The organism is Stenotrophomonas sp. AR029, assembly GCF_047520695.2.
GTDB classification, from domain to species: domain Bacteria; phylum Pseudomonadota; class Gammaproteobacteria; order Xanthomonadales; family Xanthomonadaceae; genus Stenotrophomonas; species Stenotrophomonas sepilia.
Window position 1 is genome coordinate 1,202,573 of record NZ_JAXBQQ020000002.1, and the last position, 26,023, is coordinate 1,228,595.

Sequence of the window (26,023 nt, forward strand, 5' to 3'; positions counted from 1 at the left end):
TGTCCTCGTTGTATCCGCTTGTCGGTGGCATGGACGGTCGGGCCTCCTGCCTTCGCGTGTCATGTTGCCGTTGCGGCTGTGTGGGTTGTGTAGTGCGTTGTTGCGTTGTGATGCGGGTACTGCGGGTGTTGCGCCGGGCCGGGCCCGGAGTTACGGGTTCCGCGTCAGAACTCGCCGCGGAACCAGGTCTTGAGTTTCTTGAACATGCTTCCAGCGCGCCCGGTCGGCAGCGACGGCCGCCGCGGGTGCTCGATCTGGCTGCCCATCAGCAGCAGGCCCACGCCGGTGGCGTGCACCGGGTTGCCGACCACTTCGCCCAGGCCGGTGACGTGCTGCGGGATGCCCACGCGCACCGGCATCTGCAGCATTTCCTCGGCCAGTTCGACCACGCCTTCCATCTTCGATGCGCCCCCGGTCAGCACCATGCCGGCGCGCACCAGTTCCTCGAAGCCGGAGCGGCGCAGTTCGGCCTGCACCATCTCGAAGATCTCCTCGTAACGGCCCTGCACGGCCTGCGCCAGCGAATGGCGCGGCATGCGGCGCGGCGGGCGGTCGCCGACCGACGGCACCTGGATGCTCTCCTCGGCCGTGGCCAGCTGGGCCAGAGCGCAGGCATAGCGCACCTTGATCTGCTCGGCTTCCGGGGTCGGCGTGCGCAGCATGTGCGCGATGTCGTTGGTCACGTGGTCGCCGGCGATCGGCAGCGAGGCGGTGTGGCAGATCGCGCCCTGCACGAACACCGCGATGTCGGTGGTACCGGCGCCCATGTCGACCAGCACCACGCCCAGCTCGCGCTCGTCGGCGGTCAGCACCGCCACGCTGGAGGCCAGCGAGGACAGCACCAGGTCGTCCACCTGCAGGCCGCAGCGCTGCACGCACTTGCTGATGTTGGCCGCCGCCGACTGCGCGCACACCACCAGGTGCGCATGTACCTCCAGGCGCACGCCGGTCATGCCGACCGGGTTGCGGATGCCCTCCTGCGAATCGTCCAGCACGTACTCGCGCGGAATCGCGTGCAGGATCTTCTGGTCGGCCGGGATCGCCACCGCCTTGGCTGCGTCGAGCACGCGATCCAGGTCGCCCCAGGTCACTTCACCGTCGCGGATCGGCACGATGCCCGGCGAGTTCTTGCACTGCACGTGGTTGCCGGAGATCGAGGCGTACACCGAACGGATCTCGCAGCCGGCCATCAGCTCGGCTTCTTCCACCGCACGCTGGATCGACTGCACGGTCGATTCGATGTCCACCACCACGCCACGCTTCAGCCCGCGCGATTCGTGCGAGCCGATGCCGATCACTTCGATCGGGTTGCCCGGCGAATACTCGCCCACCAGCGCCACCACCTTGGAGGTGCCAATGTCCAGGCCAACGATCAGCGATTTGTCACCCTTGCGATTCATGTCCTTTCCTGCGTGCTTCTGGCCGGGGTCGCCGGCGTTTTCGCCGGCGTGGCCGGGGTACCCCAGCTCAGCGTGAAACCATTGGTGTAACGGAGGTCGGCGCGCTCGATCGGCGCGTCCTGGCGGTTGAGCTGCGGCAGCACCTTGACGAAGCGCTGCATGCGCGAGCGCGCGTCGTCACGGCCGACCACCACTTCGGTGCCGTTGCTCAGCACCAGCGACCAGCTGCCGCGAGCATCCATCGTCACCCGGCGCACGTCGACGCCGGCCGGTGCGAACAAGGCACGCGAGTCGCTGTACAGCTTCATCACTTCCTGGGTCTGGCTGTCCGGGCCATCCAGCTCCGGCAGTTCCAGGTCGGACAGTTTCTTCGGCGTGGGGAACAGCTTGCCCTGCTCGGAGACCAGGCGGTCGTTGCCCCAGCGTGCGAACGGCTTGTGCTCGACCAGGGTCACTTCCAGCACATCCGGCCACTGCTTGCGTACCTGCGCGCTTTCCACCCACGGCAGCTTTTCCAGCGCGTCCTGCGCATCCTGCAGCTTGACCGCGAAGAACCCGGCGCGCGCGTACGGCAGCAGCACCTGCTGCAGCTGCTCGGCCGGTACCCGCTTGAACTCGCCATGCACGCGCAGCTTCGCCAGCGGCCAGCGCTCGGCGCCGACCCAGCCATTGACCACGGCCACCACCGGCAGTGCAACCACCGACAGTGCCAACAGCCAGACGAAGATGCGCAGCAGCGCGTTCATGCGTGCGTGGCCTCCAGGGTCTGTTCCAGCACGCGCCACACCAGTTCCTCGAAACCGATGCCGGCCTGGCGGGCCGCCTTGGGTACCAGCGAATGGCTGGTCATGCCCGGCGCGGTGTTCACTTCCAGCAGGAAGAAACGGCCGCTGGCGCGGTCACGCATCACGTCCACGCGGCCCCAGCCACGGCAGCCGGCGGCGCGGAATGCGGCCAGCGCGATGCGGCGGATCTCGTCTTCGTCGCTACCGTCCAGGCCCGGGCACAGGTACTGGGTGTCCTCGGCGATGTACTTGGCGTTGTAGTCGTACCACTGGCCCTTGGGCACGATGCGGATCGACGGCAGGGCAACGTCGCCAAGGATGGCGACGGTCAGCTCATCGCCCACCACCATCTGCTCCATCAGCAACTGGCCGTCGTAGCGCGCGGCCAGGGCCACGGCCTCGTCCAGGCCGGCCTCGTCGGTGACCCGGCTGATGCCCACGCTGGAGCCTTCGTTGGCCGGCTTCACCACCACCGGCAGGCCCAGCTCGGCGGCCAGCGCATGCACGTTCGACGCGTCGACCTTGCGGTACTGCGGCGTTGGCAGGCCCAGCGACAGCCACACCTGCTTGGTGCGGATCTTGTCCATGCTCAGCGCCGAACCCAGCACGTCCGAGCCGGTGTACGGCACGCCGAAGGCGTCCATCAGGCCCTGCACGATGCCGTCCTCACCGCCACCGTTGTGGCCATGCAGGATGTTGAACACGCGGTCGATGCCACCGGCGGCGAGCGCGCTGGCCAGCGCCGGAATGCCATCGACGGCGAACGCATCGACGCCGCGCGACTGCAGGGCTTCGAGCACGTTGCGGCCCGAATCCAGCGACACCTCGCGTTCGCTGGAACTGCCGCCGAGCAGCACGGCGACGCGGCCGAACACGGCCGGGTCGGTCACGCGCAGCGGCGGGAAAGTCAGCGCGCTCACGCCTGGCCCTCCCCCTGGAAGCCTTCCACCGCGATATGGGCGGCCACGGCACCGATATCGCCGGCCCCCATCATCAGCAGCAGGTCACCGTCCTGCAGCACGTCCGGCAGCACGCTGGCCAGCTCGGCGGCCTTGCCCACCACCACCGGCTCGCTGCGGCCACGCGCGCGGATGGCGCGGGCCAGCGCATGCGAGTCGGCACCGGCAATGGGTTCCTCACCGGCCGGATAGACCTCGCTCAGCACCAGCGCGTCGACGCTGGACAGCACTGCGGCAAACTTGTCGAACTGGTCACGGGTGCGGCTGTAGCGGTGCGGCTGGAAGGCCACCACCAGGCGCTTGTCAGCCCAGCCGCCGCGAGCGGCGGCGAACACCGCCTCCAGCTCGCTCGGGTGATGGCCGTAGTCGTCGATGATGCGCACCTTGGCACCGCTGGCGGTGGTCACTTCGCCCAGGTCATTGAAGCGGCGGCCGACACCGGCGAAGCCTTCCAGCGCGCGCGCGATGGCGTCCGGTGCCACGCCCAGCTGCCAGCCCACCGCGGCGGCGGCCAGCGCGTTGAGTACGTTGTGCCTGCCCGGCAGCGCCAGCACCACTTCCTGGCTGGTGCCCTGCGGCAGGCGCAGCGTGAAGCGCATGCGCGATCCTTCCTGCACCACGTTCTCGGCGCGCACGTCGGCCTGCGGGCTCATGCCGTAGCTCATCACGTGGCGCGGGGTCCTGGCAGCCAGCGCGGCCACTTCCGGATCGTCGATGCACAGCACCGCCAGGCCGTAGAACGGCAGGCGCTGCAGGAATTCGGCGAACGCCGCCTGCACGCGGGCAAAGTCGTTGCCGTAGTTCTCCAGGTGGTCCGCATCGATGTTGGTGATGATCGACATCAGCGGGTTCAGGCGCAGGAAGCTGCCATCGCTTTCGTCGGCCTCGGCCACCAGCCACTGCCCACCGCCCAGCTTGGCGTTGGCACCGGCAGCCAGCAGCTGGCCACCGATCACGAACGTCGGGTCCAGGCCACCTTCGCTCAGCACCGCTGCGGTCAGGCTGGTGGTGGTGGTCTTGCCATGGGTACCGGCCACGGCGATGCCGCGGCGGAAGCGCATCAGCTCGGCCAGCATCGCCGCGCGCGGCATGATCGGAATGCGCTGGCTGCGCGCTTCCATCAGCTCCGGGTTGTCCTCGCGGATGGCGCTGGAGACCACCACGCAGTCGGTGCCCAGCACATTGGCTGCCGAGTGGCCGCGCATGATGCGCGCACCCAGGCTGGCCAGGCGGCGGGTCGCTACGTTGTCGGCGTTGTCCGAGCCGGACACTTCGTAGCCCAGCGTCAGCATCACTTCGGCGATGCCACTCATGCCGGTGCCACCGATGCCGACGAAATGCACGCGCGGGAACGCGCGCACCAGGTCGTTGGTGTCGTGCAGGCGACGGATCATGCGCGGCCTCGCGCAGGGCAGGCGCGGTGGCATGCCTTCTTCATACAGCTTCCTCGAGAATGATATCGGCGATGCGCTCGGCGGCATCGACCTTGGCCAGGGCACGCGCGGCTTGCGCCATCTGCATGCGGCGGGCGGGATTTTCGGACAGATCGCGCAGCAGTGCGGCAATGCCGTCGGCCAGCGTTCCGTCCTGCTTCAGCAACACCGCCGCGCCGCGCTCGACCAGGTACTCCGCATTGCGGGTCTGGTGATCGTCGACGGCAGCAGGGAATGGCACCAGCACGCTGCCGACGCCGGCCGCGCACAGCTCGGCCAGGGTCGACGCACCGGAGCGGCACACGACCAGATCGGCCCAGGCGAAGGCCTCGGCCATGTCCGCGATGAACGGGGTGATTTCAGCCTGCACGCCGGCCTTGGCATACGCCTCGACCGCCTCGGCATGCATTTTCTCGCCGCTCTGGTGGCGCACCTGGACCGGCACGCCGGCACCCAGCGCGGCAATCGCCTGCGGCACGCCGGCATTGAGTGCGCGCGCACCCTGGCTGCCGCCCACCACCAGCACGCGCAGCGGGCCGTTGCGGTCGGCGAAGCGCTGTTCCGGCGGAGCGATGGCGGCGATCTCCGCACGCACCGGGTTGCCGACGAACTCCTCGCGCTGGGCGAAGGTGCCCGGGAAGCCGGTCAGCAGCCGGCGCGCATAGCGCGACAGGATGCGGTTGGTCAGGCCCGGTGCACGGTTCTGCTCATGCACGATCAGCGGCAGGCCATGCAGGCGCGTGGCCATGCCACCCGGGCCGGAGGCGAAGCCACCGAAGGCCACCACCGCACGCGGCTGGCGCTTGCGGATGATCATGCCGGCCGCGCGCAGCGCGCGCATCAGCCGCCATGGCGCCGCCAGCAGCGCCAGCTTGCCCTTGCCGCGCAGGCCGGTGATCGCCAGCGTGTCGATGGCGATGTCGTGCTGCGGCACCAGGCGGGTTTCCATCGCGCCTTCGGCGCCCATCCAGGTGACCGGCACGCCACGCTCGCGCAGCACGCGGGCCACGGCCAGGCCGGGGAAGATGTGACCGCCGGTACCACCGGCCAGGATCATCACCGGGCGCACCTTCTCGTTGGCTGCACTCATGACAGCCTCCCGAAGGTCGGTTCGATGCGCGACTGCAGGCGGCTGGTGCCGCGCGCTGCGTTCGCCGCAGCGGCAGCCGTCGGCTCGGCGCTCGCCGGCACGCTGGCGGCCACCGGCGTGGCGGCGGCGTCCATCGGCTCGGCAGCGGTTTCTTCGGCGCCACCGATGCGCACGGCCTGGCGACGCTCGGCGCGCTTGAGCTCATAGGACACGCGCAGCAGCAGGCCCATCGCCACGCAGGTCATCAGCACCGACGAGCCGCCGGAGGAGATCAGCGGCAGAGTCAGGCCCTTGGTCGGCAGGATACCCAGGTTCACGCCGATCGAAACGAAGGTCTGCATGCTGATCCACAGGCCGATGCCGAAGGCGATGTAGCCGGAGAAGTGGCGCTTCATTTCCACGCAGCGCATGCCCAGCCAGAAGGTACGGCCGACCAGCAGCGCGTACAGCGCCACGATCACGCAGGTACCCAGGAAACCGAATTCCTCAGCGGTGACCGAGAAGATGAAGTCGGTATGCGCTTCCGGCAGGTAGTAGAGCTTCTGCACCGAATTGCCCAGGCCGACGCCGGTCCACTCGCCACGGCCCACCGCCATCAGCGCGTTGGACAGCTGGTAGCCGTCGCCCTGCTGGTCGGCCCACGGGTCCAGGAACGAGGTGATGCGGCGCATGCGGTACGGCTCGATGATCGCCAGCGCGCTCATGCCGACCAGGCCGATGACCACCGGCATCGACATGCGCGGCATGTTCACCCCGCCCAGCACCAGCATGCCGGCGGTGATCGCCAGCAGCAGGGTCGAAGAACCAAAGTCCGGCTGCAGCAGCAGCAGCACCACCAGCGCACCGGCCACGCCCAGCGGCTTGAGCATCGCCGGCCAGGTCGCATTGACCTCGTCGCGGAAGCGCACCAGGTAGCTGGACAGCCAGACGATGTACAGCACCTTCACCGCCTCGACCGTCTGGAACTTGGAGATGCCCAGGTTGATCCAGCGGCGTGCGCCGTTGACCGTGCTGCCCAGGCCCGGCGCGAACACCGCCAGCAGCAGCACGAAGCAGCCCAGCAGCAGCATCTGGTTGTACTGCTCGATGGACTTCAGCTCGGTGCGGGCGGCGATGACCGCCAGCACGATACCCACCGCCAGGAAGATCAGGTGGCGGTTGAGGTAGTAGAACGGGCTGCTCATCAAGGCGATCGAGCTGGACGCCACCATCACCACGCCCACGCCGGTGAGCGCGATGATCGCGCCCAGCAGCCACTTGTCGTAGCTGCCTTCGATGGCTTCAAGGCGTGTTGCCTGGCGGGACAGGTCGTTCATCTCAGCGCACCTTCAACGTGGCCAGGCCGATCAGCACGAGCACGACGGAGATGATCCAGAAGCGCACGATCACGCGCGGCTCCGGCCAGCCCTTCAGTTCGAAATGGTGGTGGATCGGCGCCATGCGGAACACGCGCTTGCCGGTCAGCTTGAACGAGGCGACCTGGATCATCACCGACAGGGTTTCGATGACGAACACGCCGCCCATGATCACCAGCACCAGTTCCTGGCGGGTGATCACCGCGATGGTGCCCAGCACCGCACCCAGCGCCAGCGCGCCGATGTCGCCCATGAAGACCATGGCCGGATAGGTGTTGAACCACAGGAAGCCCAGGCCGGCTCCGGCGATGGCCGCGCAGATGATGACCAGCTCGCCGGCGCCCGGGATCTGCGGGATCTGCAGGTAGTTGGCGAACACCACGTTGCCCGAGGCATAGGCGAACACGCCCAGCGCGCAGGCCACCAGCACGGTCGGCATGATTGCCAGGCCGTCCAGGCCGTCGGTCAGGTTCACCGCGTTGGAGAAGCCGACGATCCAGAAGTAGGCGATGGCCACGAAGCCGATGCCGGCCAGCGGCAGCGCGACCGACTTGAACATCGGGATGTAGAAGGTCAGCGCTGCCGGCACGTCGGCCGTGTAGAACAGGAACAGGCCCGCGGCCAGGCCGAAGATCGACTGCAGCAGGTACTTCCAGCGCGACTTCAGGCCGTTCGGGTCACGGCGGACGATCTTGATCCAGTCGTCATACCAGCCGATGGCGCCGAAGCACAGCATCACCGCCAGCACCAGCCACACGTAGCGGTTGCGCAGGTCGGCCCACATCAGCACCGACAGGGTGATGGTGAGCAGGATCAGCGAACCGCCCATGGTCGGCGTGCCGGCCTTGGAGAAATGGGTCTGCGGGCCGTCCTGGCGGATCGGCTGGCCGCCCTTGAACTGGGCGAGCTTGCGGATCATCGCCGGGCCAAGCCACAGCGACAGGAACAGGGCCGTCAGCGCGGCAAGGATGGCGCGGAACGTCTGGTAGTTGAACAGCCCGAACAGGCTCTCCAACTGCTGCAACCATCGAGCCAGTTCATACAACATGCGGGGATTCCTCTCCTTGCGCCAGCAGCGCTTTGACAATCGTGTCCATGGCGCTGCCACGGGAACCCTTGACCAGGCAGCGCACGCCGGCGTGCAGCCCGTCCTTCAGCGCCTGCGACAGCGCGTCGTGGGTGGCGAAACGACGGCCGCCGTCGCCGAAGGCGGTGGCGGCGGCGGCACTGAGCGGGCCCAGCGCGTACAGGCGCTTCAGGCCGGCGGCGCGTGCGCGGATGCCGGCCTGCGCATGCAGCGCCTCGGCGTCCGGGCCCAGCTCGCGCATGTCACCCAGCACCAGCCAGCCCTCTTCCGGGGCAGCGGCCAGGGCATCGATGGCCGCAGCCAGCGAGCCGGGATTGGCGTTGTAGCTGTCGTCCACCAGCACCGCGCCGTTGCGCAGCTGATGGGCAATCTGGCGGCCCGGTACCGGCTGCGCCTCGGCCAGACCGGCCGCAATCAGCGCCAGATCGACACCGGCCGCCAGCGCCAGGCTGGCGGCGGCCAGCGCATTGCTGACGTTGTGGCGACCCGGCAGGCCCAGCACCACGCGGGCTTCGCCGGTCGGGGCGACCAGGGTGAACTGGCTGCCCTGTGCACCGGCGCGGATGTCGCGCGCGGTCACGTCCGCCGAGTGTTCCAGCCCATAGCGCAGCACGCGGCAACGCTGCGGGCGACCGACGAAGTGCTGCTCGAACCAGCGGCCGTAGGCATCGTCGGCGTTGATCACCGCCACGCCATCGGCCGGCAGCGCGGCATAGATCGCGCCCTTGGTCACCGCCACCCCGAGCAGGCTGCCCATCCGCTCCAGGTGGGCGGGGGCGATGTTGTTGACCAGCGCATAGCGCGGGCGGGCGATGTCGGTCAGGTAGGCGATATCGCCAGGCTTGCCAGCGCCCATCTCGTAGACGGCGTAGTCGGCATCTTCCGGCGCGTCGATCACCGCCAGCGGCAGGCCGATCTCGTTGTTGCGGTTACCCGGGTTGGCGTAGACCACCTTGTGCGCGTGCTGGGCCACCTGCTGCAGGATCGACAGCAGCAGGCTCTTCACGCTGGTCTTGCCATTGCTGCCGGTGATCGCGAACACCTCGGTGCCACGGTCACGCTGCATGCCGGTGGCGATCTTCGCCAGTGCCAGCTCGCTGTCGGCCACCAGTACCTGCGGCAGCTCGATCGGCAGCAGCCGCTCGACCAGCAGCGCACTGGCACCGCGCGCCTGCGCGTCGGCAGCGAAGTCATGGCCGTCGAAACGCTCGCCGCGCAGCGCCACATACAGGCTGCCCGGGCCCAGGCTACGGGTGTCATTGCTGACTGCATCGATGGCCACGTCGTCGCCATGGATCTCGCCGCCGGCCCAGTGTGCGATCAGCGAAAGCAGAGTGCGCTTCATGCGGCGCCCTCCCCGGCCTTTGCCTGCAGAACACCGGCCTTGGCCGCCAGTGCAGCCGCAGCCACTTCGGTGTCGTCGAAGTCATGGCGCACGCCATTCACTTCCTGGTACGGCTCATGGCCCTTGCCGGCAATCAGGATGATGTCGCCGGCACCGGCACGCTTCACCGCCAGGCCGATCGCACGCGCGCGGTTGCGCTGCACGGTCACGGCATCGGCGTGCTGGAAGCCGGCCAGGATGTCGGCCACGATCACGTCGCCATCCTCGCCGCGCGGGTTGTCGTCGGTGACGATGACCTGGTTGGCCAGGCGCTCGGCAATCGCCGCCATCTGCGGACGCTTGCCGGTATCGCGCTCGCCACCGCAACCGAACACGCAGAACAGCGTGCCCTGCAGATGGCCGTGCAGGCTGTCCAGCGCCTGCTCCAGCGCGTCCGGGGTATGGGCGTAATCGACCACCACTGTCGGCAGACCGTCTTCACCACCCAGGCGGTTCATGCGGCCACGGATCGGCTGCAGCGCCGACAGCACTTCGGCGATGCGCGGCAGCGGCTGGCCCTGCGCATGCAGAGTACCGGCCACGGCCAGCAGGTTGTCCACGTTGAAGCGGCCCAGCAGCGGCGACTGCACCGCAGCACGCTGGCCGTCGATGACCAGCTCGAAGGCAATGCCGCGTCCATCCAGTTGCAGCGCCTCGGCGCGCACGCTGGCGTCAGCGGCAGCGCGCGAGCTCAGGCCGATCGGTTGCACGCCAGCAGGCAGGCCAGCGAACAGCTGGCGACCGAAGGCGTCGTCCAGGTTGACCACCGCCGCCTTCAGGCCCGGGCGATGGAACAGCCGCGCCTTGGCCGCGCCGTAGCTGGCCATGTCACCGTGGTAGTCCAGATGATCGCGGGTGAGGTTGGTGAACACCGCCACGTCGTAGTGCACGGCATCCACGCGGCCCTGGTCCAGCGCGTGCGAGCTGACTTCCATCGCCACCGCGCGCGCACCGGCGTCGCGCAGCTGTGCCAGCAGCGCATGCATCTGCAGCACCAGCGGCGTGGTGAAACCAGTCGGCTCGACCGCACCATAAAGTCCGGCGCCCAACGTGCCGATACTGCCACTGGGCGTTCCGAGCAGGTGCCAGGCCTGGGCCAGCAGCTGCACGGTGGAGGTCTTGCCGTTGGTACCGGTCACGCCAACCATCGCCATCGCCCGCGACGGCGCGCCATGGAACTGGTCGGCCATCGCCCCCATGCGCGCCCGCAGGCCCGGCACGGCGATCGCATCGGCCGGCGCCGGCAGCTCGGCCGGTGCCGGTGGCTCGAACAGGATGACGCTGGCACCGGCCGCACGGGCCTGCTCGACAAAGCCCAGCCCATGCGCGCCGAAGCCGGCGATCGCGACGAAGGCATTGCCGGGGCGCACGGCGCGGCTGTCCAGCACCAGGCCGGTCAGAACGGGATCATGGCCCGCCAGGGCCACGTCCGGAAGCAACTGCGAAAGCAACATCGAAGGACTCATTGCGTGCCTCCCGTAACGGGCGGCGTCTGGGCTTGCGCGCTCGGCAGCGCAGCATCGAATTCAGCGGCGGCATCGACCGGCAGCGCGGTCTCGGCCGGCGGTGCGGGCAGGATCGAGGCCGAATGGCCGACCTTGCCCGACTGCTGTGCGGCCAGCCACGACTGCAGGTCATCCAGCGGCACGTCCATCAGGCGCAGGGTGCCTTCCATCACGTTGTGATAGACCGGCGCCGACACCAGGCCGCCGTAGAACTTGCCGGCCTGCGGATCGTTGATGACGATGACGGTGGCGAAGCGCGGGTTGGTGGCCGGCACCACGCCGGCGAACAGCGCGTTGTAATGCCCGCGCTCGTAACCGCCCGGGCCAGCCTTGCGTGCAGTGCCGGTCTTGCCGGCCACGCGGTAGCCCAGCACCGCCGCCTGCTTGGCGCCGCCCTGGGTGACCACCGTTTCCATCATCGCCACCACCTGCCTGGCGACGTTCTCGTCGATGATCTGCTGGCCTTCGTTGCGCTGGCCCTTGACGAAGGTCGGCGCGATCAGGCGCCCGCCGTTGGCCAGCGCCGAGTAGGCGGTGGCAATCTGCAGTGGCGTGACCGACAGGCCGTAGCCGTAGGACATGGTGGTCTTGGTGGTCCCCGACCAGCGCGCCGGACGCATCACCACACCAGCCGATTCACCGGGGAAACCGCTGTGCGGCGCCGAGCCATAGCCGAAGCGGCGCACGCCGTCATAGAAGGTCTGGTCCGGCATCTTCGCCGCAACCTTGGCTGCACCCACGTTCGAACTGCGGGTGATCACGCCGGTCACGTTCAGCACGCCGTTGTTGCGTGGCACGTCGCGGATGGTGAAGCGACCCAGCGTCATGTAGCCCGGGTTGGTGTCGATGATGGTGTCCTTGGTCACCGCACCGGCCTGCAGCGCGGTGGCGATGGTCAGCGGCTTCATCGTCGAACCCGGCTCGACCAGGTCGGTCACCGCACGGTTGCGGCGCGTATCAGGGATCGCGCCGGTCAACGAATTCGGGTTGTAGGTCGGCAGGTTGACCATGGCCAGGATCTCGCCGGTGGTCACGTCCATGATCACCATCGAGCCGCCGGCCGCCTTGTTGGCCACCAGCGCGTTGCGCAGTTCCTTGAACGCCAGGTACTGGATGCGGCGGTCGATGCTGAGGGTCAGGTCCTTGCCCGGCTCAGCGGCACGCAGCAGATCGCTTTCGACGGTTTCCCCCTTGCGGTTGCGGATCACCCGCTTCGCACCGGGCTTGCCGCGCAGCCATTCGTCGAAGGCCAGTTCCAGGCCTTCCTGGCCGCGATCATCGATGTTGGTGAAGCCCAGCACGTGCGCCATCGCCTCACCCTGCGGGTAGAAGCGGCGGAACTCGCGCTGAGCCGCCACGCCCGGAATCTTCAGCGCGACCACCTTCTCTGCCTCGTCCGGATTGATCCGGCGACGCAGATACATGAATTCCTTGTCCGACTTCTGCGACAGGCGGCTGCTCAGCTCATCCACCGACATGCCGACCGCCTGGGCCAGCTCGGGGATGCGCTCGGGCGAACGCAGCAGGTCCTGCGGGTTGACCCAGATCGAGGCAACCGGCGTGGACACCGCCAGCGGCTCGCCGTTGCGGTCGGTGATCATGCCGCGCGAAGTCTTGATCGGCAGCTCGCGCAGATAGCGGGCCTCGCCCTGGCGCTGGTAGAAGTCGCTGTTGATGATCTGCACGTAGGCCGCGCGGCCGACCAGCGACACCGAGCACAGGCCGAGCGCCAGCGCGACCCAGCGCAGGCGCTGGCGCAGGTTGAAGGCATTGCGTGGACGGTTGCGACCGGCCTTGCTCATGGGCGCACCACCACGATGTCGGCGGCCTCGGGGAACTTCATGCCGAGCTTTTCGCGGGCGATGCGATCGACACGGTTGGCTTCGGCCAACGTGGCCTGCTCCAGCTGCAGGCGGCCGAATTCCAGGTTGATGTCATCGCGCTTGCGCTCGGCGCGCGACAGCTCGATGAACGTCTGCCGATGACGGTGACGCACGAACACGACGCCGATCGCCGAGGCCACGGTGCAGGCCAACAGGATGATCAGCAGCAACCGGCTCATGCGTCGGCCTCCCGCTTCTGGGCCACGCGCAGCACCGCGCTGCGGGCGCGCGGGTTGGCGGCCAGCTCTTCGTCGGTGGCCTTGATGGCCCCACCGATCAGGTCCAGCGTCGGCACGAACGCAACGGCCTCGGGCAGGCGGCGGTTGGCCGGTGGCGCCTTGGCCAGGCGGTTCATGTACTGCTTGACGATGCGGTCTTCCAGCGAATGGAAGCTGATCACCGCCAGACGGCCACCGGGCTTGAGCCGTTCCACCGCCGCATCGAGCCCCGCTTCCAGGTCTGCCAGCTCGCGGTTGATGTGGATGCGGATGGCCTGGAAGCTGCGCGTGGCGGGATGGATCTTGTCCTTGCCACGCGGCATCACCGAGGCGATCAGCTCGGCCAGTTCGGCGGTGCGGGAGAACGGCTGCTTCTCGCGGCGGGCCACGATGGCGCGGGCGATGCGCCGGCTCTGGCGCTCTTCGCCGTAGGTCCACAGCACATCGGCGATCTCGCGCTCTTCCACGCGGTTGATCCACTGCGCGGCGCTTTCACCGCTGTCCGGGTCCATGCGCATGTCCAGCGGGCCGTCCTTGCCGAAGCTGAAGCCACGTTCGGCCACATCCAGCTGCGGCGACGACACGCCCAGGTCGAACAGCACGCCGTCCAGGCCTTCGGCCGTGGCATCCCACTGCAGCAGCTGGGCGAAGCTGCCACGGAAGATGGACACGCGCGGATCCGGCGCGAAATCGCGCTCGGCAACGGCGATGGCTTCCGGATCCTTGTCCATGACCAGCAGGCGCCCCTCGGGACCGAGCTGGGTAAGCACGCCACGTGCATGACCGCCACGACCGAACGTGCCATCCAGATAACGTCCGTTTTCGATCACCCTCAGGCCTTCAAGGACCTGGGTGTACAGGACCGGCAGGTGCACCGCCGGCGACTGCGACACCGGAAGGTGACCGGTCTGCGCTTCTGGGCGCATCCGGGCACCCCGGCTCACAACTTCAGGTCGAGCAACCCATCACCCAGATCCTCGTCAGACAACGTCTGCTGGATCAGGGCCCGATGCGCCTGCTCGCTCCACAATTCGAACTTGTCGCCCATGCCGAGCAATACCGCCTTCTTCTCAATGCCCACCGCACCGCGGTGGCTGGCGGGGATGCTGATGCGACCGTTGCCGTCCAGTTCCAGATGGGCGGCCGAGCCGACCAGCTTCTGCTGCAACAGGCGCACGACGCGCTGGGTGTTGGGCTTGGACATCACATCGTCGCGGACCCGTTCCCATTCCGACTCTGCGTACAGCCACAGGCAGCCGGCTTCGAACGGGTTGTAGGTCAGCACGAGACGGTTGTTACTGGCGCGCGCGACGAGGTCGCGGTAAGCGGTGGGAACCGCCATGCGCCCCTTGTCGTCAACTGTGATGGCCGTCTCGCCCTGGAACACGACGCCTGCACCTTGTCCTTCGCCCGGTGAAACATTGAACCACGAAAACCCACAAAACACCCGGATTTCCCTCTGATGCCCACCTTAGCAGCGGGCCGAGGGTTGTCAACAACTTTTCAGCAGGGAAATCGCCAGCCGCATCAATGGCTTGCAACAACCTTTAGAGAATTGTTCAAGGCTTATCCACAAGTTGCTGATCCGTCTCAATTTTTGAGATTGAACGGAAGTTCAGGGGCGTGGACGGGGCGTGAAACATCGACCGCGCATTCATCCCGGCCTGGCCGGAAACGGCGCCGTAATGCGCAAACGGTGCACAATGAGGCCATGTGCCTGCTCGCTCTTGGCTGGATGCACCACCCGCGCTGGCGGCTGGTAATGACCGGCAACCGTGATGAGTTCCACGCCCGCCCCACCGCGGCGCTGGCCCCCTGGCAGGATGAGACCTCCGTCATCGGGGGACGCGACCTGCGCTCCGGCGGTGGCTGGGCCGGGGTCGGCGCCTCGGGCCGGATGGCGGTGGTCACCAACGTCCGCGACCCGCTGGCGGCCCAGACCGGACCGTCGCGGGGCGCGCTGGTGGCCGACTTCCTGCGCGGCCGCGACCCGGCCGCCGTGCATATCGAGCGGCTGGCAACCGTGGCGGGTGCCTACGCCCCATTCAATCTGTTGCTGGCCGATGGCGACAGCCTGGAGTACCTGGGCAACCATCCCGCCGAACGGCAGACGCTTGGCCCGGGGGTCCACGGCATGTCCAACGGCGCGCTGGACGCGCCCTGGCCGAAGACCCGCAGGTTGATGGCTGCGCTCTCGGCGTGGCTTGAGGAAGATGGGGTCAGATCCCTTTCGCAGCGCGAAAGGGATCTGACCCCGAACCTGACCCCGCTCTGGAATGCGCTGGCCAACGAACACCGCCCTGCCGACAGCGACCTGCCCGACACCGGCATTGGCCTGGAACGCGAGCGCTGGTTGAGCCCGGCCTTCATCCGCGGCGACGACTACGGCACCCGCGCCAGCACCGTACTGCTGATCGACGCCGACGGCCACGGCGAGATCCACGAACGCCGTTTCGGCCCGCAGGGTGCACCGAGCGGACAAAGCCACGTCATTTTCTGACCAGGCCGTCCCGGCCACTGGGCGGATTCTCTTGCCAGCGGGGTAGTGCCGGCCGCTGGCCGGCAACCTTTGGATGCTCGGATTCGCCATGAAGCTGCCGGCCAGCGGAGGGCACTACCCGCAGCTTGCTGTCGCGATCCACGTGACGGCCGTCGCCATCGCAGCGGGCCTGAAACGTCATTCAGCTTCCAGCCGCGACCACGATCCGTCCGCACCCCAGGGGTTTCAGTATCGCCGCCACCCGACTGTGCCCTTTTCGCAATCGGCACTGTGTCTATAAATGTCGCCCTCGACCTCCCAGGGTGGTCGCGCCCGGCACCGCGCCGCGCAAATCGACCGCAACCCCAAGGAGGCCCCATGCGCCGCATCCTCATTCTGCTTGCCACCCACCTGCTCACCCTCGGCCTTGGCTTCGGCCTGGGCGTCTATCTGCTGCCGATCCTGATCGCCCCCGATGACCCGCCGGTCGCGCAGGTGCAGGCCGCCATGGATGAGGCCCCCTACCGCACCACGTTTCGCCGCGACCTCAAGGGCAGCGATGCAGTGCATTGGGCGGAAGGCAAGATCAGCGTCAGCTCGGGTCAGGTCGCTTTTGACGGCAAGATGGGCCCGGGCCCTGACTACAAGGTGTACCTGGTCCGCGATTTCGTCGACAACAAGGCCGACTTCCTGAAGATCAAGGCACAGGCCCAACGCATCGGCGAGGTGAAGACCTTCAACCGCTTCCTGGTGGATGTGCCCGCGAACGTGGACGTGGACGACTACACCACGGTGGTGGTGTGGTGCGAGCGCTTCTCGCAGTTCATTTCCGCCGGGCAGTACCGCACGCCGGGCTGAACAACATCCCGAGCGTCTGGACGGAAAGCAGCCGAGCATGCCTCGGCTGTACTGTAGAGCCGAGCCGTGCTCGGCTTACCGGAAAAAGAGGCGGAGCCGGCCGATAAGCCGGGTTCTGTCGTGGACAGTCATTCCTCTAGGCGTTACGTCACCGCAACGCTCAAGCAACCTACCCGGATCCAACGCGGGCCGCGCCAAAGGATCCCTATTTGGTCTTGCTCCAGGTGGGGTTTGCCGTGCCGGTCTGTTGCCAGACTCGCGGTGCGCTCTTACCGCACCATTTCACCCTTACCGGCCTTCCGAAGAAGACGTAGGCGGTATCTTTCTGTTGCACTTTCCGTCGGCTTGCGCCGCCCAGGCGTTACCTGGCACCTTGCCCTATGGAGCCCGGACTTTCCTCGGCACCCCCGAAGGGATGACGCGACTGTCTGGCCGGCTCCGCCAGCGCGTATTCTAGCGTACGCACGCCCTTCCTGCCGTGCCGATCGCGGCGGCCGGTTCATCCACGCGTGGCGTGGCTCTAGCGACCCTTCGCCCTCGCCATCACCACCGCCCGCGACTCCAGCACCACACCTACGATCAATTCCCGCACCTGCGGTTGCGAACCGTCCCATTCAATGCGGCGAACGCGCACGTCCACGCGATCGCCCGGCGCGTAGGCTTTCAATGCTTGGCCGACACCGAAGACGGTCTTCACTCGGGTACCCGCCACGGCCAGCACCTCATCCCCCTTGCGCAGGCCGGCGCGATGGGCCGGACCCTCGTCAGGCTCGGATTCGATCACGGTCGCGCCCCCCATCTGAACGCCGAGGACCGGGCGCAGCGCGTCGCTACGCGAATCCCCTTCCCCGGCCTGCTCGCGCGCCAATTCGGTGGCGCCCAGCAGTGCATCGTCCAACCCCGCATCGAAATAGGGCGCGTTGTCCACGAATGCGGCGCATTGCCACGACGCGCGCTCGGGCACCGGCTCGCGCCTCGCACGCAGGGCCTGCCGCAGGTCGCGCCATTGCGCCGCGCTGACGTACCGCTGCTGGCTGTTCACCAACTGCTGGTAGGCCGCCTCGATCTGTGCGTGGTTGTCGGCCCCCACCTGCAGACATGCCTCGTAGCTCTCCAACGCGTCACGTGCCGCGCGGTAGGTCAGGTAATTGCCGTAATCGCGAACCGACTGCAGCCGATTGAACTCGACCAACCCCGGATCGAACAGCAGGTAGCCGACATAGTCCGGGCCCAGATCGGCTTCGGTAATGGCTGCAGGTGGCGGCGCTTCAGCTGCAGGAGCTGGCACGTCGGCCAGAGCGAACAGCAGGAACAGTCCCTTTTCCAGCATCTGTCTTCCCTCCCTCAAGTAAATTTGAGAGCTTCATTTCTTCCCCCCCCAGAATTCCGCCGCTCATTCGCATTCCAGCGTCCCAGGCTGTGAATGACCCATGCAGCCTGCACGCTTCTCAGGACTTTTCGCCCAGCTCCCGGCGAAGATCGTCGACCAACCGCTTTCTACTGCTACGGTCATACTCGGCCGGCGAGAACGGCATCGACGCACGCGCATAGATGGTGCCTTCCTCGCAGGTGCAGGTGGGCTCCGGCACCGCGCCCACTGCAATCAGGCGACTTAGCCTTTCTTCTGACACATTACAGAATGCGGCGAACACATCCTTTGGCAGGAAATGAGCCTGAAGGTAGGCTGTCAATGCCATCTCGAACAATTGCTCCCAAGTGGGGAATGAAGAGGCGTGTGCCGGAGCGTCTTCGCCCAGGACAGGCATTTGAAGACATCCCGAGCACCGGTCCTCACGCGTCAGAGGCCTCGGAAATGGGGTCACACTACGGACACCCTTCCGCATCGGGAGTATCCGCGCGGGCTCGACTGATCTCAATGTCGCTCTGCAGGACGTCCCGTACTGCCAAAGGCTGCTGGGTTCGTACGATCATCAGTGGGTCGGTCATTGATGCTCATCACGACATTCCCTAGCCCCTGATTCGCCCCTCAGCTGCGCACGTGAGCACATTCACGCGCCAGAGATCGGCGACCCTCCGGCGGATCCGAACCGTTTTGCATTTCGCGCCGCGCGCTGCCCGGGCATGGCCCGGAGCGAGCGATCAACTGCCGTACAGCGCCTTGCGCGGCGCACCGGTCAGTTCCGCGGCCAGCTTGGCGGCGGTCGACGGCGGCAGGTGCTCGCTCAGCTTCGCGTAGACGCGGCGACCATGCGCCAGCTGCGCTTCCTCGTCGTCGCCGGCGCCCTGCACCATCACCACGAACTCGCCCTTGCGCTGGTTGTCGTCGGCTTCGACCTTGGCCAACAAGCCCGCCAGGTCACCATCAAGCACGGTCTCGAACAGCTTGGTCAGCTCGCGGGCCAGCACCGCCGGGCGCTCGCCGCCGAAGATCGCCTCCATGTCGGCCAGCGATTCGGCGATGCGGTGCGAGGATTCGTAGAACACCATCGTGCGCACTTCGCCGGCCAGCGCCTGCAGGCGGTCGCGGCGACCGCTGGCCTTGGCCGGCAGGAAACCTTCGAAGCTGAATCGATCGCTGGGCAGGCCGGCCACGCTCAGCGCGGCAATGGCGGCGCAGGCGCCGGGCACCGGGCTGACCTTGATGCCCGCCGCGCGCGCGGCACGCACCAGGCGGAAACCGGGGTCACTGACCAGCGGGGTACCGGCATCGCTGACCAGCGCCAGCGACTCGCCGGCCTGCAATCGCGAAACCAGGCGTTGCGCCAGGGCCTCTTCATTGTGTTCGTGCAGGGCCACCAGCGGTTGCTGGATGCCGAAATGGGACAGCAGCTGGCCGCTGCGGCGGGTGTCCTCGGCACAGATGGCCGCCACCGAACGCAGCACCTCCTGCGCGCGCGGGCTCAGATCGGCCAGGTTGCCGATCGGCGTGGCGACGACGTACAGGGTTGGCACACTCATTTCAGCGGTACTCACGGGGCAAGGGTAGAATCGTAGCGTGTACCCGGCCAAGGCCGCTGCCCCCATCGCATGGACCCGATCATGAACAAGCCCGCCGCACGGATCTCCGCCCTGTCGTTGTCGCTGATGCTGCTGGCCGGTTGTGCCACCACCAGCCTGACCAGCACGCCCGAGTCGCCGGCCCAGAGCCAGGCGCTGGCGCTGATCGAACAGGGCAAGCCGCGCGATGCCGCGCTGCAGCTGGAAGGCCTGGCCTCCACCCTGCGCGGCGGCGCCCGCAGCAACGCACTGGCCGATGCGGCCTGGGCCTGGCACCTCGCCGGCGACAGTGCCCGCGCGCGCAGCCTGCTCGGCCAGCTCACCGCACGCCAGCTGTCCGGCGCCAGCCTGCAGCGCTACCAGCTGACCAGTGCCGAGCTGGCCCTGGCCGACAAGCAGCCGGCGCAGGCGCTGGCCCTGCTGAAGGACCACGGCGACAACGTGCTGCCGGCCCTGCGCACACGCTGGTACCTGGCCCGTGCCAGTGCCCTGCAGGGCACCGGCGATGCCTTCGGTGCCGCCACCGAACGGGCCCGCGCCCATTCCAGCCTGACCGGCAGCGCGCGCAGCGAGAACCAGGCCGCCATTGCCGGCCTGCTCGGCACCCTCGACGACGCCACCCTGCGCAGCCGTGCCGCCGCCCTGCCGGCCAACGACCCGCTCTACAACTTCGCCGGCCGTGCACTGATCGCGCGCGGCCTGCCGCTGCCGCGCCCGTTCGACCGCGATGGCGCGGCCCAGTTCGACACCAGCAAGCGCCCGCCGGCGATGAGCGACGGTTACCGCCCGCCGGCCAAGCTGGCCGTGCTGCTGCCGCTCAGCGGCCGCCTGGCCACTGCCGCACAGCCGGTGCGCGATGGCCTGTTGAGCGCCTACTACGGTGAAAGCCGGCGCCGCCCGGACATCAACTTCTTCGACACCGCCGGCACCCCGGCCGGTGCCCTGGCCGCCTATGACAAGGCCGTCGCCTCCGGTGCCGACTTCGTGGTCGGCCCGCTGGGCCGCGACGAAGTGGACGCGGTGTACGGCCGCCAGCAGCTGCAGGTGCCGGTGCTGGCCTTGAACCGCGGCAAGGACGCACCGCCGGCTGGCAGTGCCGGCTTCTCGCTGGCACCGGAAGACGATGGCATCGTCGCCGCCGAGTACCTGCGTGGCCGCGAGCGCGGCAAGGCGCTGGTGATCAACAGCGCTGACGACACCGGCCGCCGTGCCGCCGCCGCCTTTGCCCAGCGCTTCGCGCAGCGCGGTGGCCAGGTGGTGGCCACGATCGGCGTCACCGATGCCGTCGGCGATGTCGGCGCGCAGGTGCGCAACGCCGGCCAGGTCGATGCCGTGTTCCTCGCCGTGCGTGCGCCGCAGGCGCGCCTGCTGGCGCCGCAGCTGGCGCTGGCCGGTGCAGGCGGCGCGACCCGCGTCGGCACCTCGCAGCTGACCGTTGGCAGCGGCAAGGTGGAAGAAGACGTGGCGCTGGACGGCATTGTCTACCCGAACGAAGCCTGGAACGTGCGCAGCGTGTCCGGCCTGCCGTCGGCCAGCCAGGTGGCCAGCACCCTGCCGAGCGCACGCGGTGCGGCCGGCCGCCTGTTCGCCTTCGGTGCCGACGCCTGGAAGATCACCGCCTACCTGGACAAGCTGTCCAACGAAGGCGGCCTGGACGGTGCCACCGGCACCCTGTTCCTGGACAGCAACGGCAACATCCTGCGCCAGCCGGCCTGGTCGACCTTCAATGGCGGCCGGCCGATGCCGATCGTCGGTGGTCGCTGAACGCAGCCAACGGGGCTCGGCGGTGGAAGCCGCCGCCGAGCAGCATCTGCAACAGGCCGGACTGCAGCCGCGTGCGCGCAATGTGCGCTATCGCGGCGGTGAACTGGACCTGGTGATGGACGATGCCGGCACCGTGGTGTTCGTGGAAGTGCGTTACCGCGCGCGATCCGATTTCGGTGGCGGCGCGGCCTCGGTGGATGCGCGCAAGTGCCGGCGCCTGGCCCATGCCGCGCAACTGTACCTGCAGGACAACCCGGCGCTGGCCAATGCACCCTGCCGCTTCGATGTGGTGGAAGCCACCGGCGAACCGCCGCAGCTGCACTGGCTGCGGGATGCGTTCCGATTGGATGACTGCTGATGGCTACTCTTTGCCGGCCAGCGGCCGGCACTACCCGTCGGACCTGCAGCCGGCCCTCGGCCGGCACGACCACGGTGCGTGACTGATGCCTTCGATCATCACCCATGCCGCTGTGCCGCTGGCGCTGTGGTGCGCCGCGGATCGTGGCCGCATCCCGCCGCGCCTGCTGGCCGCCGGCGTGATCGCCGCCATGCTGCCCGATGCCGATGTACTGGCCTTTGCCCTGCACATTCCCTATGCCGATGCCTTCGGCCATCGCGGCGCCAGCCACTCACTGCTGTTCGCCGGCGTGCTGGCAGCATTGGCCGCGGCGTTGGCGTTCTTGGGCAGTCGCCGACCTTGGTCGGCGGATGTGTGCCAACCAAGGTTGGCATCTACCGTGCAAGCGGCGGTATTCGTCTTCGTCTGCGCCGCCAGCCATCCGCTGCTGGATGCAATGACCTCCGGTGGCCTGGGCGTTGCGCTGGCCTGGCCGTGGAGCGAACACCGCTTCTTCGCGCCGTGGCGCCCCATCCGCGTGTCACCGTTCGCGCCACAGTTCTTCAGCGCACGCGGCGTGGCTACCCTGCTCTCCGAACTGCGCTGGGTGTGGCTGCCACTGGCCGGCGCCGTTGTCGCCTGGAAACTGATCCAACCCGTTCCTGCTGCCCCACGAGATCCGTCATGAGTCCTGCCCTGCCCACCGCGTTGGTTACTGAACTGTCCACCCTGCTGGGCGCGGAGGGCTGGCGCATGGATGACGGCGCGCTGGAGGCCAACGCACAGGACAACTCATGGCGCCATCAGCGGCCGGCTGCAGTGGCGTTTCCGGCGGACATCGAGCAGGTGCAGGCGCTGGTGCGTGCATGCCGCGCGCATGGCGTGGCGCTGGTCGCGCGCGGTGCCGGCACCGGTACCGCCGGTGCCGCGGTCCCGCAGCCGGGCAGCATCGTACTCTCGTTCACCCGCATGGACCGCATCGTCGAGATCCGCGCCGGTGATCGCTGCGCGGTCGTGCAGCCGGGCGTGTTGAACGGCACGCTGCAGCAGGCGCTGGCGTCGCACGGCCTGTTCTGGGCGCCGGACCCGTCCAGCGCCGAAATCTGCAGCATCGGCGGCAACCTGGCCTGCAATGCGGGCGGCCCGCGCGCGGTGAAGTACGGCACCAGCCGCGACAACGTGCTGGGCCTGGTGGCGGTGACCGGAACCGGCGACGTGATCCGTTGCGGTGGCGCCTACACCAAGGATGCCACCGGCTACGACCTCACCCACCTGCTGGTAGGCAGCGAAGGCACGCTGGCACTGATCGTGGAAGCCACGCTGAAACTGACCCCGCTGCCGGTCAGCCAGGCCGGCCTGCGCGTGCTGTACCGCGATGCCGATGCTGCTGCGGCCGCCGTGTCGCGGTTGATGTCGCAGCCGGTGGTACCCACCCGCCTGGAATTCATGGATGCGCGCAGCCTGGAACTGCTGCGGCTGAATGGTGCTGATGTGCCGGAAGCAGGGGCGATGCTGCTGGTCGAGGCCGATGGTGACCACGACACCCTGCCCTATCTGTTGCAGGCATTGGCCAGCGCCGCCGAAGGCAACGGCATGATCGAGCTGGACGTGGCGATGGAAGGCCGCGCGCGCGACCAGCTGTGGGCGGCGCGCAAGGCGCTGTCGCCTGCGCTGCGCAGCGTCGCGCCGGGCAAGATCAATGAAGACGTGGTGGTTCCGGTGTCGCGCATTCCGGAACTGGTGGCCGGCGTGCAGGCCCTGGCACGGGACTACGCGCTCACCATCGTCACCTTCGGCCACGCCGGCAACGGCAACCTGCACGTCAACATCCTCTATCACCCGGAGGATGCAGATGAAAACACGCGCGCGCATGCCGCGCTGCCGAAGATCTTCGAGCTGACGCTGGCACTGGGTGGCACGTTGTCGGGCGAACACGGCATCGGCCTGGCCAAGCGCGATTTCATGGCGCGGGCGTTCACACCGGCTACGCTGGCGACGATGCGCGCGATCAAAGCCGCGCTTGACCCGGACGGTATCCTCAACCCGGGCAAGGTACTGCCGCCGGCATAGACCGCGCGCACTCCTTCGCACTCCTGTAGAGCCGAGCCCATGCTCGGCTGCGCTTCGACCAGATCGCGATGAAGCCCGCACCGCGTGGCAAGCCGAGCGTGAGCTCGGTTCTACACCGGCGTGTCGCCTGCAATATCGATCAGGGTCTGCCGGAAACTGGGCAACAGCACGCGGTTGCCATGCCCACTCAGGTGGTCGTTGTCGAAGAACAGCGGCTCCCCGTCTTCCACCGCCGAACAGGTCGTTGGCCCGCACAGCAGCGGCAGCGGATCCCACACCGTGAGCGATGGATAGCGCGCTGCCAGCTCGGCCAGCAACGCCATCTGCGGCGCACGCAGCCTCTCCAGATCATCGCGCGGCATGCTCAGGCCACCGGCACACGCCGGGTTGCGGCGGTTGAACCAGTCCGAACAGCGGTACGCACCGGCCTTGAACAACGGCAGCGGTGCATCCAAAACCACTTGCACGCCCAGCTTCTGCAGGCGTCCAAGAACATGATCAGCCTCATCACGCGCGGCCTGCGCATCGGTCGGGGTGCGCTCGGCGAGCAGTTGACGATAGATTTCCTGCGCATCCTGACGCTGCCAGTCGAATCCACGCAGCTCCGGCATGCGCAAGGCCGCCAGCAGCACGATGTCACCGGGGCGTGCCTCGCGCTCGATGGTCGACAACGCGTCCTCAATGAAGCCCTGGCAGTCGGACGGGCTGGCCCGCAGCAGGTTGACGAAGCTGCAGCCGCCGCGATCCTGCTGGCGCACCTCCATGCCGGTCTGGCGCGCGACCATGCTGGTCATGGTGCGATACGCCGCCGCGTGCGAATCGCCGGACACGAACAGTCGCCGCCCTTCAAGCGCCGGCGCACTCACCGGCTCCAATGGGCGCCACGCGGGGTAGCGACGCGCCTGCCACGCATAGCCGTCGCGGGTCACGCTCAGCGAGACCTGCTCGTGGTACTCCACCATGGCCCATGCGCCCGCACCACACAGCGCCACCAGCGGCAATGCCATCGCCAGCACCTTGGCCGGTGCCAGCCGCAGCAGCGGCGCCGCACTGCGCAATGGGCGTTCGACGAAGTGGTAGGACGCGGCCGACACCGCCAGCAGCAGTACCGGATACAGCCACAGCGCAGCACCGTGCAGGCCGTAGGTCCAGCGCAGCAGCACCAGCAGCGGCCAATGCCACAGGTACAGCGAATAGGACAACCGGCCCAGGTAGGCCAGCGGTGCGCAGCCCAGCGCGCGGGCGAGGCGCGATGTCCCCGGCGCCGACACGCTTGCCAACAGCAGCAGGGTACCGGCCACGGTGGCCAGCACACCCGGCACCGGCATCGCCAGCTGCGGGGCGATCACCACGCCTGCGGCCAGCAGCGTCAGGCCGGCCGCTGCAACCGCACCACCGTTCTGGCCCGGCGTACGAGTACGCATCCACTGGTACAGCAGCGCGCCCGCAGCCAGCTCCCAGAACCGCGCCGGCAGCAGATAGAACGCTGCCGCCGGTGCCGTCTGCGCCTGCCAGCCCGCCCACGCCAGCGACAGCACGGTGAGCCCCGGCAACAGCCAACGCGACCACGGCCAGCGCTCACGCCCGCGCAGCCAGACGAAGAACAGCAGCGGGAAGACCAGGTAGAACTGCTCCTCCACCCCCAGCGTCCACGTGTGCAGGAACGGGTTCAGTTCCGCGCCGGGTGAGAAGTAATCGTCCTGCTGGCCAGCCAGCACGATGTTGCTGAAGCCGACCAGCGCGGCCCAGCCGGTCTGGTCGAACTGTTCATTGCGCCACGCGCGGGGAATGAACAGCGCCGACAGCACGAAGGTGGCCATCAACATCACCAGCAGCGCGGGAAGCAGGCGCAGCACGCGGCGCCGGTAGAAATCGAGCAGCATCGCGCCCAGCGACGCATGGGCGCGCGAAGCCAACGACTGGCTGATCACGAAACCGGAGACCACGAAGAACAGATCCACACCGGTGAAGCCACCCGGTAACCAGGCTGCGTTGGTGTGAAACAGGATGACGGCCAGCACCGCCAATGCACGCAGGCCGTCGATGGCAGCGTTGTGGGAGCGTTCGGGAGCAGACATGCGGGTGACCGGCAGCGAGCGATCCGGCAGCATCGCTACCGTTTGCGCAGTCATTCAATGGACGATCGCGACAGACATGGACATCGTTCAGGTCCGGTCCCGGAGTGACGCGATTGTAGGGCCGAGCCATGCTCGGCTGCTCTTCGTTCAGATCGCGATGAGCCGAGCATAGGCTCGGCTCTACGGCAGCAGCCAGGGGTCAGAGTCCATTGCCGTGGCAATGGGATCCGACCCCGCTGCACGCCCGATTACCAAGCCATGCGCAAACCCACTTGGCCACCTACGTTGCGATAGCCGCCGTCGCCACGCTGCACGCTCACGCCGCCCCACGCGCCCCAGCGCTGGCCAAGCTTCAGCTCGGCACCGGCCTGCACCTCGTA

23 protein-coding genes, 1 other RNA gene and 1 pseudogene are annotated in these 26,023 nt (G+C 68.0%); 6 read left to right on the forward strand and 19 right to left on the reverse strand.

Translation table 11 applies throughout. From position 1 onward, the window contains the following. Window positions 1–164 precede the first annotated feature (164 nt). The 13 genes and pseudogenes from ftsA to mraZ form a co-directional block, all read right to left on the reverse strand. Complete coding sequence (ftsA, locus tag ACM0PB_RS12175) at window positions 165–1,400, reverse strand: cell division protein FtsA (protein ID WP_005408083.1); 1,236 nt, start codon at window positions 1,398–1,400, stop codon at window positions 165–167. Window positions 1,401–1,468: 68 nt separating this feature from the next. Beyond that, window positions 1,469–2,146: pseudogene (locus ACM0PB_RS12180) on the reverse strand (cell division protein FtsQ/DivIB); the annotation flags it as partial. Next, window positions 2,143–3,105, reverse strand: a complete 963-nt coding sequence (locus ACM0PB_RS12185; protein WP_065178757.1) for a D-alanine--D-alanine ligase — start codon at window positions 3,103–3,105, stop codon at window positions 2,143–2,145. The gene ACM0PB_RS12185 and the pseudogene ACM0PB_RS12180, both read right to left, overlap by 4 nt. Further along, entirely contained in the window at window positions 3,102–4,538 is a 1,437-nt protein-coding gene (murC, locus tag ACM0PB_RS12190) for a UDP-N-acetylmuramate--L-alanine ligase (protein ID WP_005415294.1), read from the reverse strand. The genes ACM0PB_RS12185 and murC overlap by 4 nt, the downstream gene beginning before the upstream one ends. A gap of 40 nt (window positions 4,539–4,578) precedes the next feature. Then, a complete protein-coding gene (gene murG / locus ACM0PB_RS12195; protein WP_005415293.1) occupies window positions 4,579–5,667 on the reverse strand; it encodes an undecaprenyldiphospho-muramoylpentapeptide beta-N-acetylglucosaminyltransferase in 1,089 nt (362 codons plus the stop codon). After that, window positions 5,664–6,983 carry a putative lipid II flippase FtsW gene (gene ftsW / locus ACM0PB_RS12200; protein WP_005415292.1) on the reverse strand — a complete coding sequence of 440 codons (1,320 nt, stop codon included), beginning with the start codon at window positions 6,981–6,983 and terminating at the stop codon, window positions 5,664–5,666. The genes murG and ftsW overlap by 4 nt, the downstream gene beginning before the upstream one ends. Window position 6,984: 1 nt before the next feature. Next, window positions 6,985–8,070 (reverse strand): phospho-N-acetylmuramoyl-pentapeptide-transferase, encoded by a 1,086-nt coding sequence (gene mraY / locus ACM0PB_RS12205; protein WP_005415291.1) that lies wholly within the window; start codon window positions 8,068–8,070, stop codon window positions 6,985–6,987. After that, window positions 8,060–9,454 carry a UDP-N-acetylmuramoyl-tripeptide--D-alanyl-D-alanine ligase gene (locus ACM0PB_RS12210; RefSeq protein ID WP_065186664.1) on the reverse strand — a complete coding sequence of 465 codons (1,395 nt, stop codon included), beginning with the start codon at window positions 9,452–9,454 and terminating at the stop codon, window positions 8,060–8,062. The genes mraY and ACM0PB_RS12210 overlap by 11 nt, the downstream gene beginning before the upstream one ends. Next, window positions 9,451–10,959: a UDP-N-acetylmuramoyl-L-alanyl-D-glutamate--2,6-diaminopimelate ligase gene (locus tag ACM0PB_RS12215; protein WP_065178759.1), complete on the reverse strand. Its 1,509-nt coding sequence runs from the start codon at window positions 10,957–10,959 to the stop codon at window positions 9,451–9,453. The genes ACM0PB_RS12210 and ACM0PB_RS12215 overlap by 4 nt, the downstream gene beginning before the upstream one ends. Next, window positions 10,956–12,800 carry a peptidoglycan D,D-transpeptidase FtsI family protein gene (locus tag ACM0PB_RS12220; RefSeq protein WP_005415287.1) on the reverse strand — a complete coding sequence of 615 codons (1,845 nt, stop codon included), beginning with the start codon at window positions 12,798–12,800 and terminating at the stop codon, window positions 10,956–10,958. The genes ACM0PB_RS12215 and ACM0PB_RS12220 overlap by 4 nt, the downstream gene beginning before the upstream one ends. Beyond that, complete coding sequence (ftsL, locus tag ACM0PB_RS12225) at window positions 12,797–13,060, reverse strand: cell division protein FtsL (RefSeq protein ID WP_005415286.1); 264 nt, start codon at window positions 13,058–13,060, stop codon at window positions 12,797–12,799. The genes ACM0PB_RS12220 and ftsL overlap by 4 nt, the downstream gene beginning before the upstream one ends. Then, the gene (gene rsmH, locus ACM0PB_RS12230; protein ID WP_012479154.1) at window positions 13,057–14,025 is read right to left on the reverse strand and encodes a 16S rRNA (cytosine(1402)-N(4))-methyltransferase RsmH; all 969 of its coding nucleotides are present in this window, start codon (window positions 14,023–14,025) and stop codon (window positions 13,057–13,059) included. The genes ftsL and rsmH overlap by 4 nt, the downstream gene beginning before the upstream one ends. Window positions 14,026–14,039: 14 nt before the next feature. Further along, window positions 14,040–14,486, reverse strand: coding sequence for a division/cell wall cluster transcriptional repressor MraZ (gene mraZ, locus ACM0PB_RS12235; RefSeq protein WP_004143635.1), 447 nt, complete (start codon window positions 14,484–14,486; stop codon window positions 14,040–14,042). Between the two features lie 324 nt (window positions 14,487–14,810). Between mraZ and ACM0PB_RS12240 the strand changes: the two genes are divergently transcribed. Continuing rightward, on the forward strand, window positions 14,811–15,599 hold the full coding sequence (locus tag ACM0PB_RS12240) for an NRDE family protein (protein ID WP_065178760.1): 789 nt from the start codon (window positions 14,811–14,813) through the stop codon (window positions 15,597–15,599). 357 nt (window positions 15,600–15,956) lie between these two features. Further along, entirely contained in the window at window positions 15,957–16,436 is a 480-nt protein-coding gene (locus ACM0PB_RS12245; RefSeq protein ID WP_065186665.1) for a DM13 domain-containing protein, read from the forward strand. Window positions 16,437–16,524: 88 nt separating this feature from the next. Here ACM0PB_RS12245 and rnpB read toward each other — a convergent pair. The 4 genes from rnpB to rsmI form a co-directional block, all read right to left on the reverse strand. Then, an RNA gene (rnpB, locus tag ACM0PB_RS12250) (RNase P RNA component class A) lies at window positions 16,525–16,876 on the reverse strand. Between the two features lie 80 nt (window positions 16,877–16,956). Next, window positions 16,957–17,766, reverse strand: a complete 810-nt coding sequence (locus ACM0PB_RS12255; RefSeq protein WP_065178761.1) for a PDZ domain-containing protein — start codon at window positions 17,764–17,766, stop codon at window positions 16,957–16,959. A gap of 118 nt (window positions 17,767–17,884) precedes the next feature. After that, window positions 17,885–18,202 (reverse strand): DUF6058 family natural product biosynthesis protein, encoded by a 318-nt coding sequence (locus ACM0PB_RS12260; protein WP_065178762.1) that lies wholly within the window; start codon window positions 18,200–18,202, stop codon window positions 17,885–17,887. Between the two features lie 334 nt (window positions 18,203–18,536). Further along, window positions 18,537–19,355 carry a 16S rRNA (cytidine(1402)-2'-O)-methyltransferase gene (rsmI, locus tag ACM0PB_RS12265; protein ID WP_164229397.1) on the reverse strand — a complete coding sequence of 273 codons (819 nt, stop codon included), beginning with the start codon at window positions 19,353–19,355 and terminating at the stop codon, window positions 18,537–18,539. 81 nt (window positions 19,356–19,436) lie between these two features. Here rsmI and ACM0PB_RS12270 point away from each other — a divergent pair, with 81 nt between their 5' ends. The 4 genes from ACM0PB_RS12270 (at window position 19,437) to ACM0PB_RS12285 (ending at window position 23,565) form a co-directional block, all read left to right on the forward strand. Then, complete coding sequence (locus ACM0PB_RS12270; RefSeq protein ID WP_065196249.1) at window positions 19,437–21,158, forward strand: penicillin-binding protein activator; 1,722 nt, start codon at window positions 19,437–19,439, stop codon at window positions 21,156–21,158. Continuing rightward, complete coding sequence (locus ACM0PB_RS12275; RefSeq protein ID WP_170944933.1) at window positions 21,148–21,516, forward strand: YraN family protein; 369 nt, start codon at window positions 21,148–21,150, stop codon at window positions 21,514–21,516. Before ACM0PB_RS12270 ends, ACM0PB_RS12275 begins: the two co-directional genes overlap by 11 nt. 85 nt (window positions 21,517–21,601) lie before the next feature. After that, the gene (locus tag ACM0PB_RS12280; protein ID WP_065186666.1) at window positions 21,602–22,183 is read left to right on the forward strand and encodes a metal-dependent hydrolase; all 582 of its coding nucleotides are present in this window, start codon (window positions 21,602–21,604) and stop codon (window positions 22,181–22,183) included. Continuing rightward, the gene (locus tag ACM0PB_RS12285) at window positions 22,180–23,565 is read left to right on the forward strand and encodes an FAD-binding oxidoreductase (RefSeq protein ID WP_414604727.1); all 1,386 of its coding nucleotides are present in this window, start codon (window positions 22,180–22,182) and stop codon (window positions 23,563–23,565) included. Before ACM0PB_RS12280 ends, ACM0PB_RS12285 begins: the two co-directional genes overlap by 4 nt. A 110-nt stretch (window positions 23,566–23,675) precedes the next feature. On the opposite strand, the gene ACM0PB_RS12290 is transcribed toward ACM0PB_RS12285, so the two are convergent. Further along, window positions 23,676–25,697, reverse strand: coding sequence for an acyltransferase family protein (locus ACM0PB_RS12290; RefSeq protein WP_171956452.1), 2,022 nt, complete (start codon window positions 25,695–25,697; stop codon window positions 23,676–23,678). A gap of 194 nt (window positions 25,698–25,891) precedes the next feature. Next, on the reverse strand, window positions 25,892–26,023 hold a 132-nt coding region (locus tag ACM0PB_RS12295), incomplete at its 5' end, for an autotransporter outer membrane beta-barrel domain-containing protein (protein WP_495495122.1).

Excerpts from the sequence above, each read along its gene's own strand:
- ftsA (WP_005408083.1), bottom strand. The coding sequence starts at position 1,400 with ATGAATCGCAAGGGTGACAAATCGCTGATCGTTGGCCTGGACATTGGC.
- murC (WP_005415294.1), bottom strand. The coding sequence starts at position 4,538 with ATGATCCGTCGCCTGCACGACACCAACGACCTGGTGCGCGCGTTCCCG.
- murG (WP_005415293.1), bottom strand. The coding sequence starts at position 5,667 with ATGAGTGCAGCCAACGAGAAGGTGCGCCCGGTGATGATCCTGGCCGGT.
- ftsW (WP_005415292.1), bottom strand. The coding sequence starts at position 6,983 with ATGAACGACCTGTCCCGCCAGGCAACACGCCTTGAAGCCATCGAAGGC.
- mraY (WP_005415291.1), bottom strand. The coding sequence starts at position 8,070 with ATGTTGTATGAACTGGCTCGATGGTTGCAGCAGTTGGAGAGCCTGTTC.
- ACM0PB_RS12210 (WP_065186664.1), bottom strand. The coding sequence starts at position 9,454 with ATGAAGCGCACTCTGCTTTCGCTGATCGCACACTGGGCCGGCGGCGAG.
- ACM0PB_RS12215 (WP_065178759.1), bottom strand. The coding sequence starts at position 10,959 with ATGAGTCCTTCGATGTTGCTTTCGCAGTTGCTTCCGGACGTGGCCCTG.
- ACM0PB_RS12220 (WP_005415287.1), bottom strand. The coding sequence starts at position 12,800 with ATGAGCAAGGCCGGTCGCAACCGTCCACGCAATGCCTTCAACCTGCGC.
- ftsL (WP_005415286.1), bottom strand. The coding sequence starts at position 13,060 with ATGAGCCGGTTGCTGCTGATCATCCTGTTGGCCTGCACCGTGGCCTCG.
- rsmH (WP_012479154.1), bottom strand. The coding sequence starts at position 14,025 with ATGCGCCCAGAAGCGCAGACCGGTCACCTTCCGGTGTCGCAGTCGCCG.
- ACM0PB_RS12240 (WP_065178760.1), top strand. The coding sequence starts at position 14,811 with ATGTGCCTGCTCGCTCTTGGCTGGATGCACCACCCGCGCTGGCGGCTG.
- ACM0PB_RS12245 (WP_065186665.1), top strand. The coding sequence starts at position 15,957 with ATGCGCCGCATCCTCATTCTGCTTGCCACCCACCTGCTCACCCTCGGC.
- ACM0PB_RS12255 (WP_065178761.1), bottom strand. The coding sequence starts at position 17,766 with ATGCTGGAAAAGGGACTGTTCCTGCTGTTCGCTCTGGCCGACGTGCCA.
- ACM0PB_RS12260 (WP_065178762.1), bottom strand. The coding sequence starts at position 18,202 with ATGCCTGTCCTGGGCGAAGACGCTCCGGCACACGCCTCTTCATTCCCC.
- rsmI (WP_164229397.1), bottom strand. The coding sequence starts at position 19,355 with ATGAGTGTGCCAACCCTGTACGTCGTCGCCACGCCGATCGGCAACCTG.
- ACM0PB_RS12270 (WP_065196249.1), top strand. The coding sequence starts at position 19,437 with ATGAACAAGCCCGCCGCACGGATCTCCGCCCTGTCGTTGTCGCTGATG.
- ACM0PB_RS12280 (WP_065186666.1), top strand. The coding sequence starts at position 21,602 with ATGCCTTCGATCATCACCCATGCCGCTGTGCCGCTGGCGCTGTGGTGC.
- ACM0PB_RS12285 (WP_414604727.1), top strand. The coding sequence starts at position 22,180 with ATGAGTCCTGCCCTGCCCACCGCGTTGGTTACTGAACTGTCCACCCTG.
- ACM0PB_RS12290 (WP_171956452.1), bottom strand. The coding sequence starts at position 25,697 with ATGACTGCGCAAACGGTAGCGATGCTGCCGGATCGCTCGCTGCCGGTC.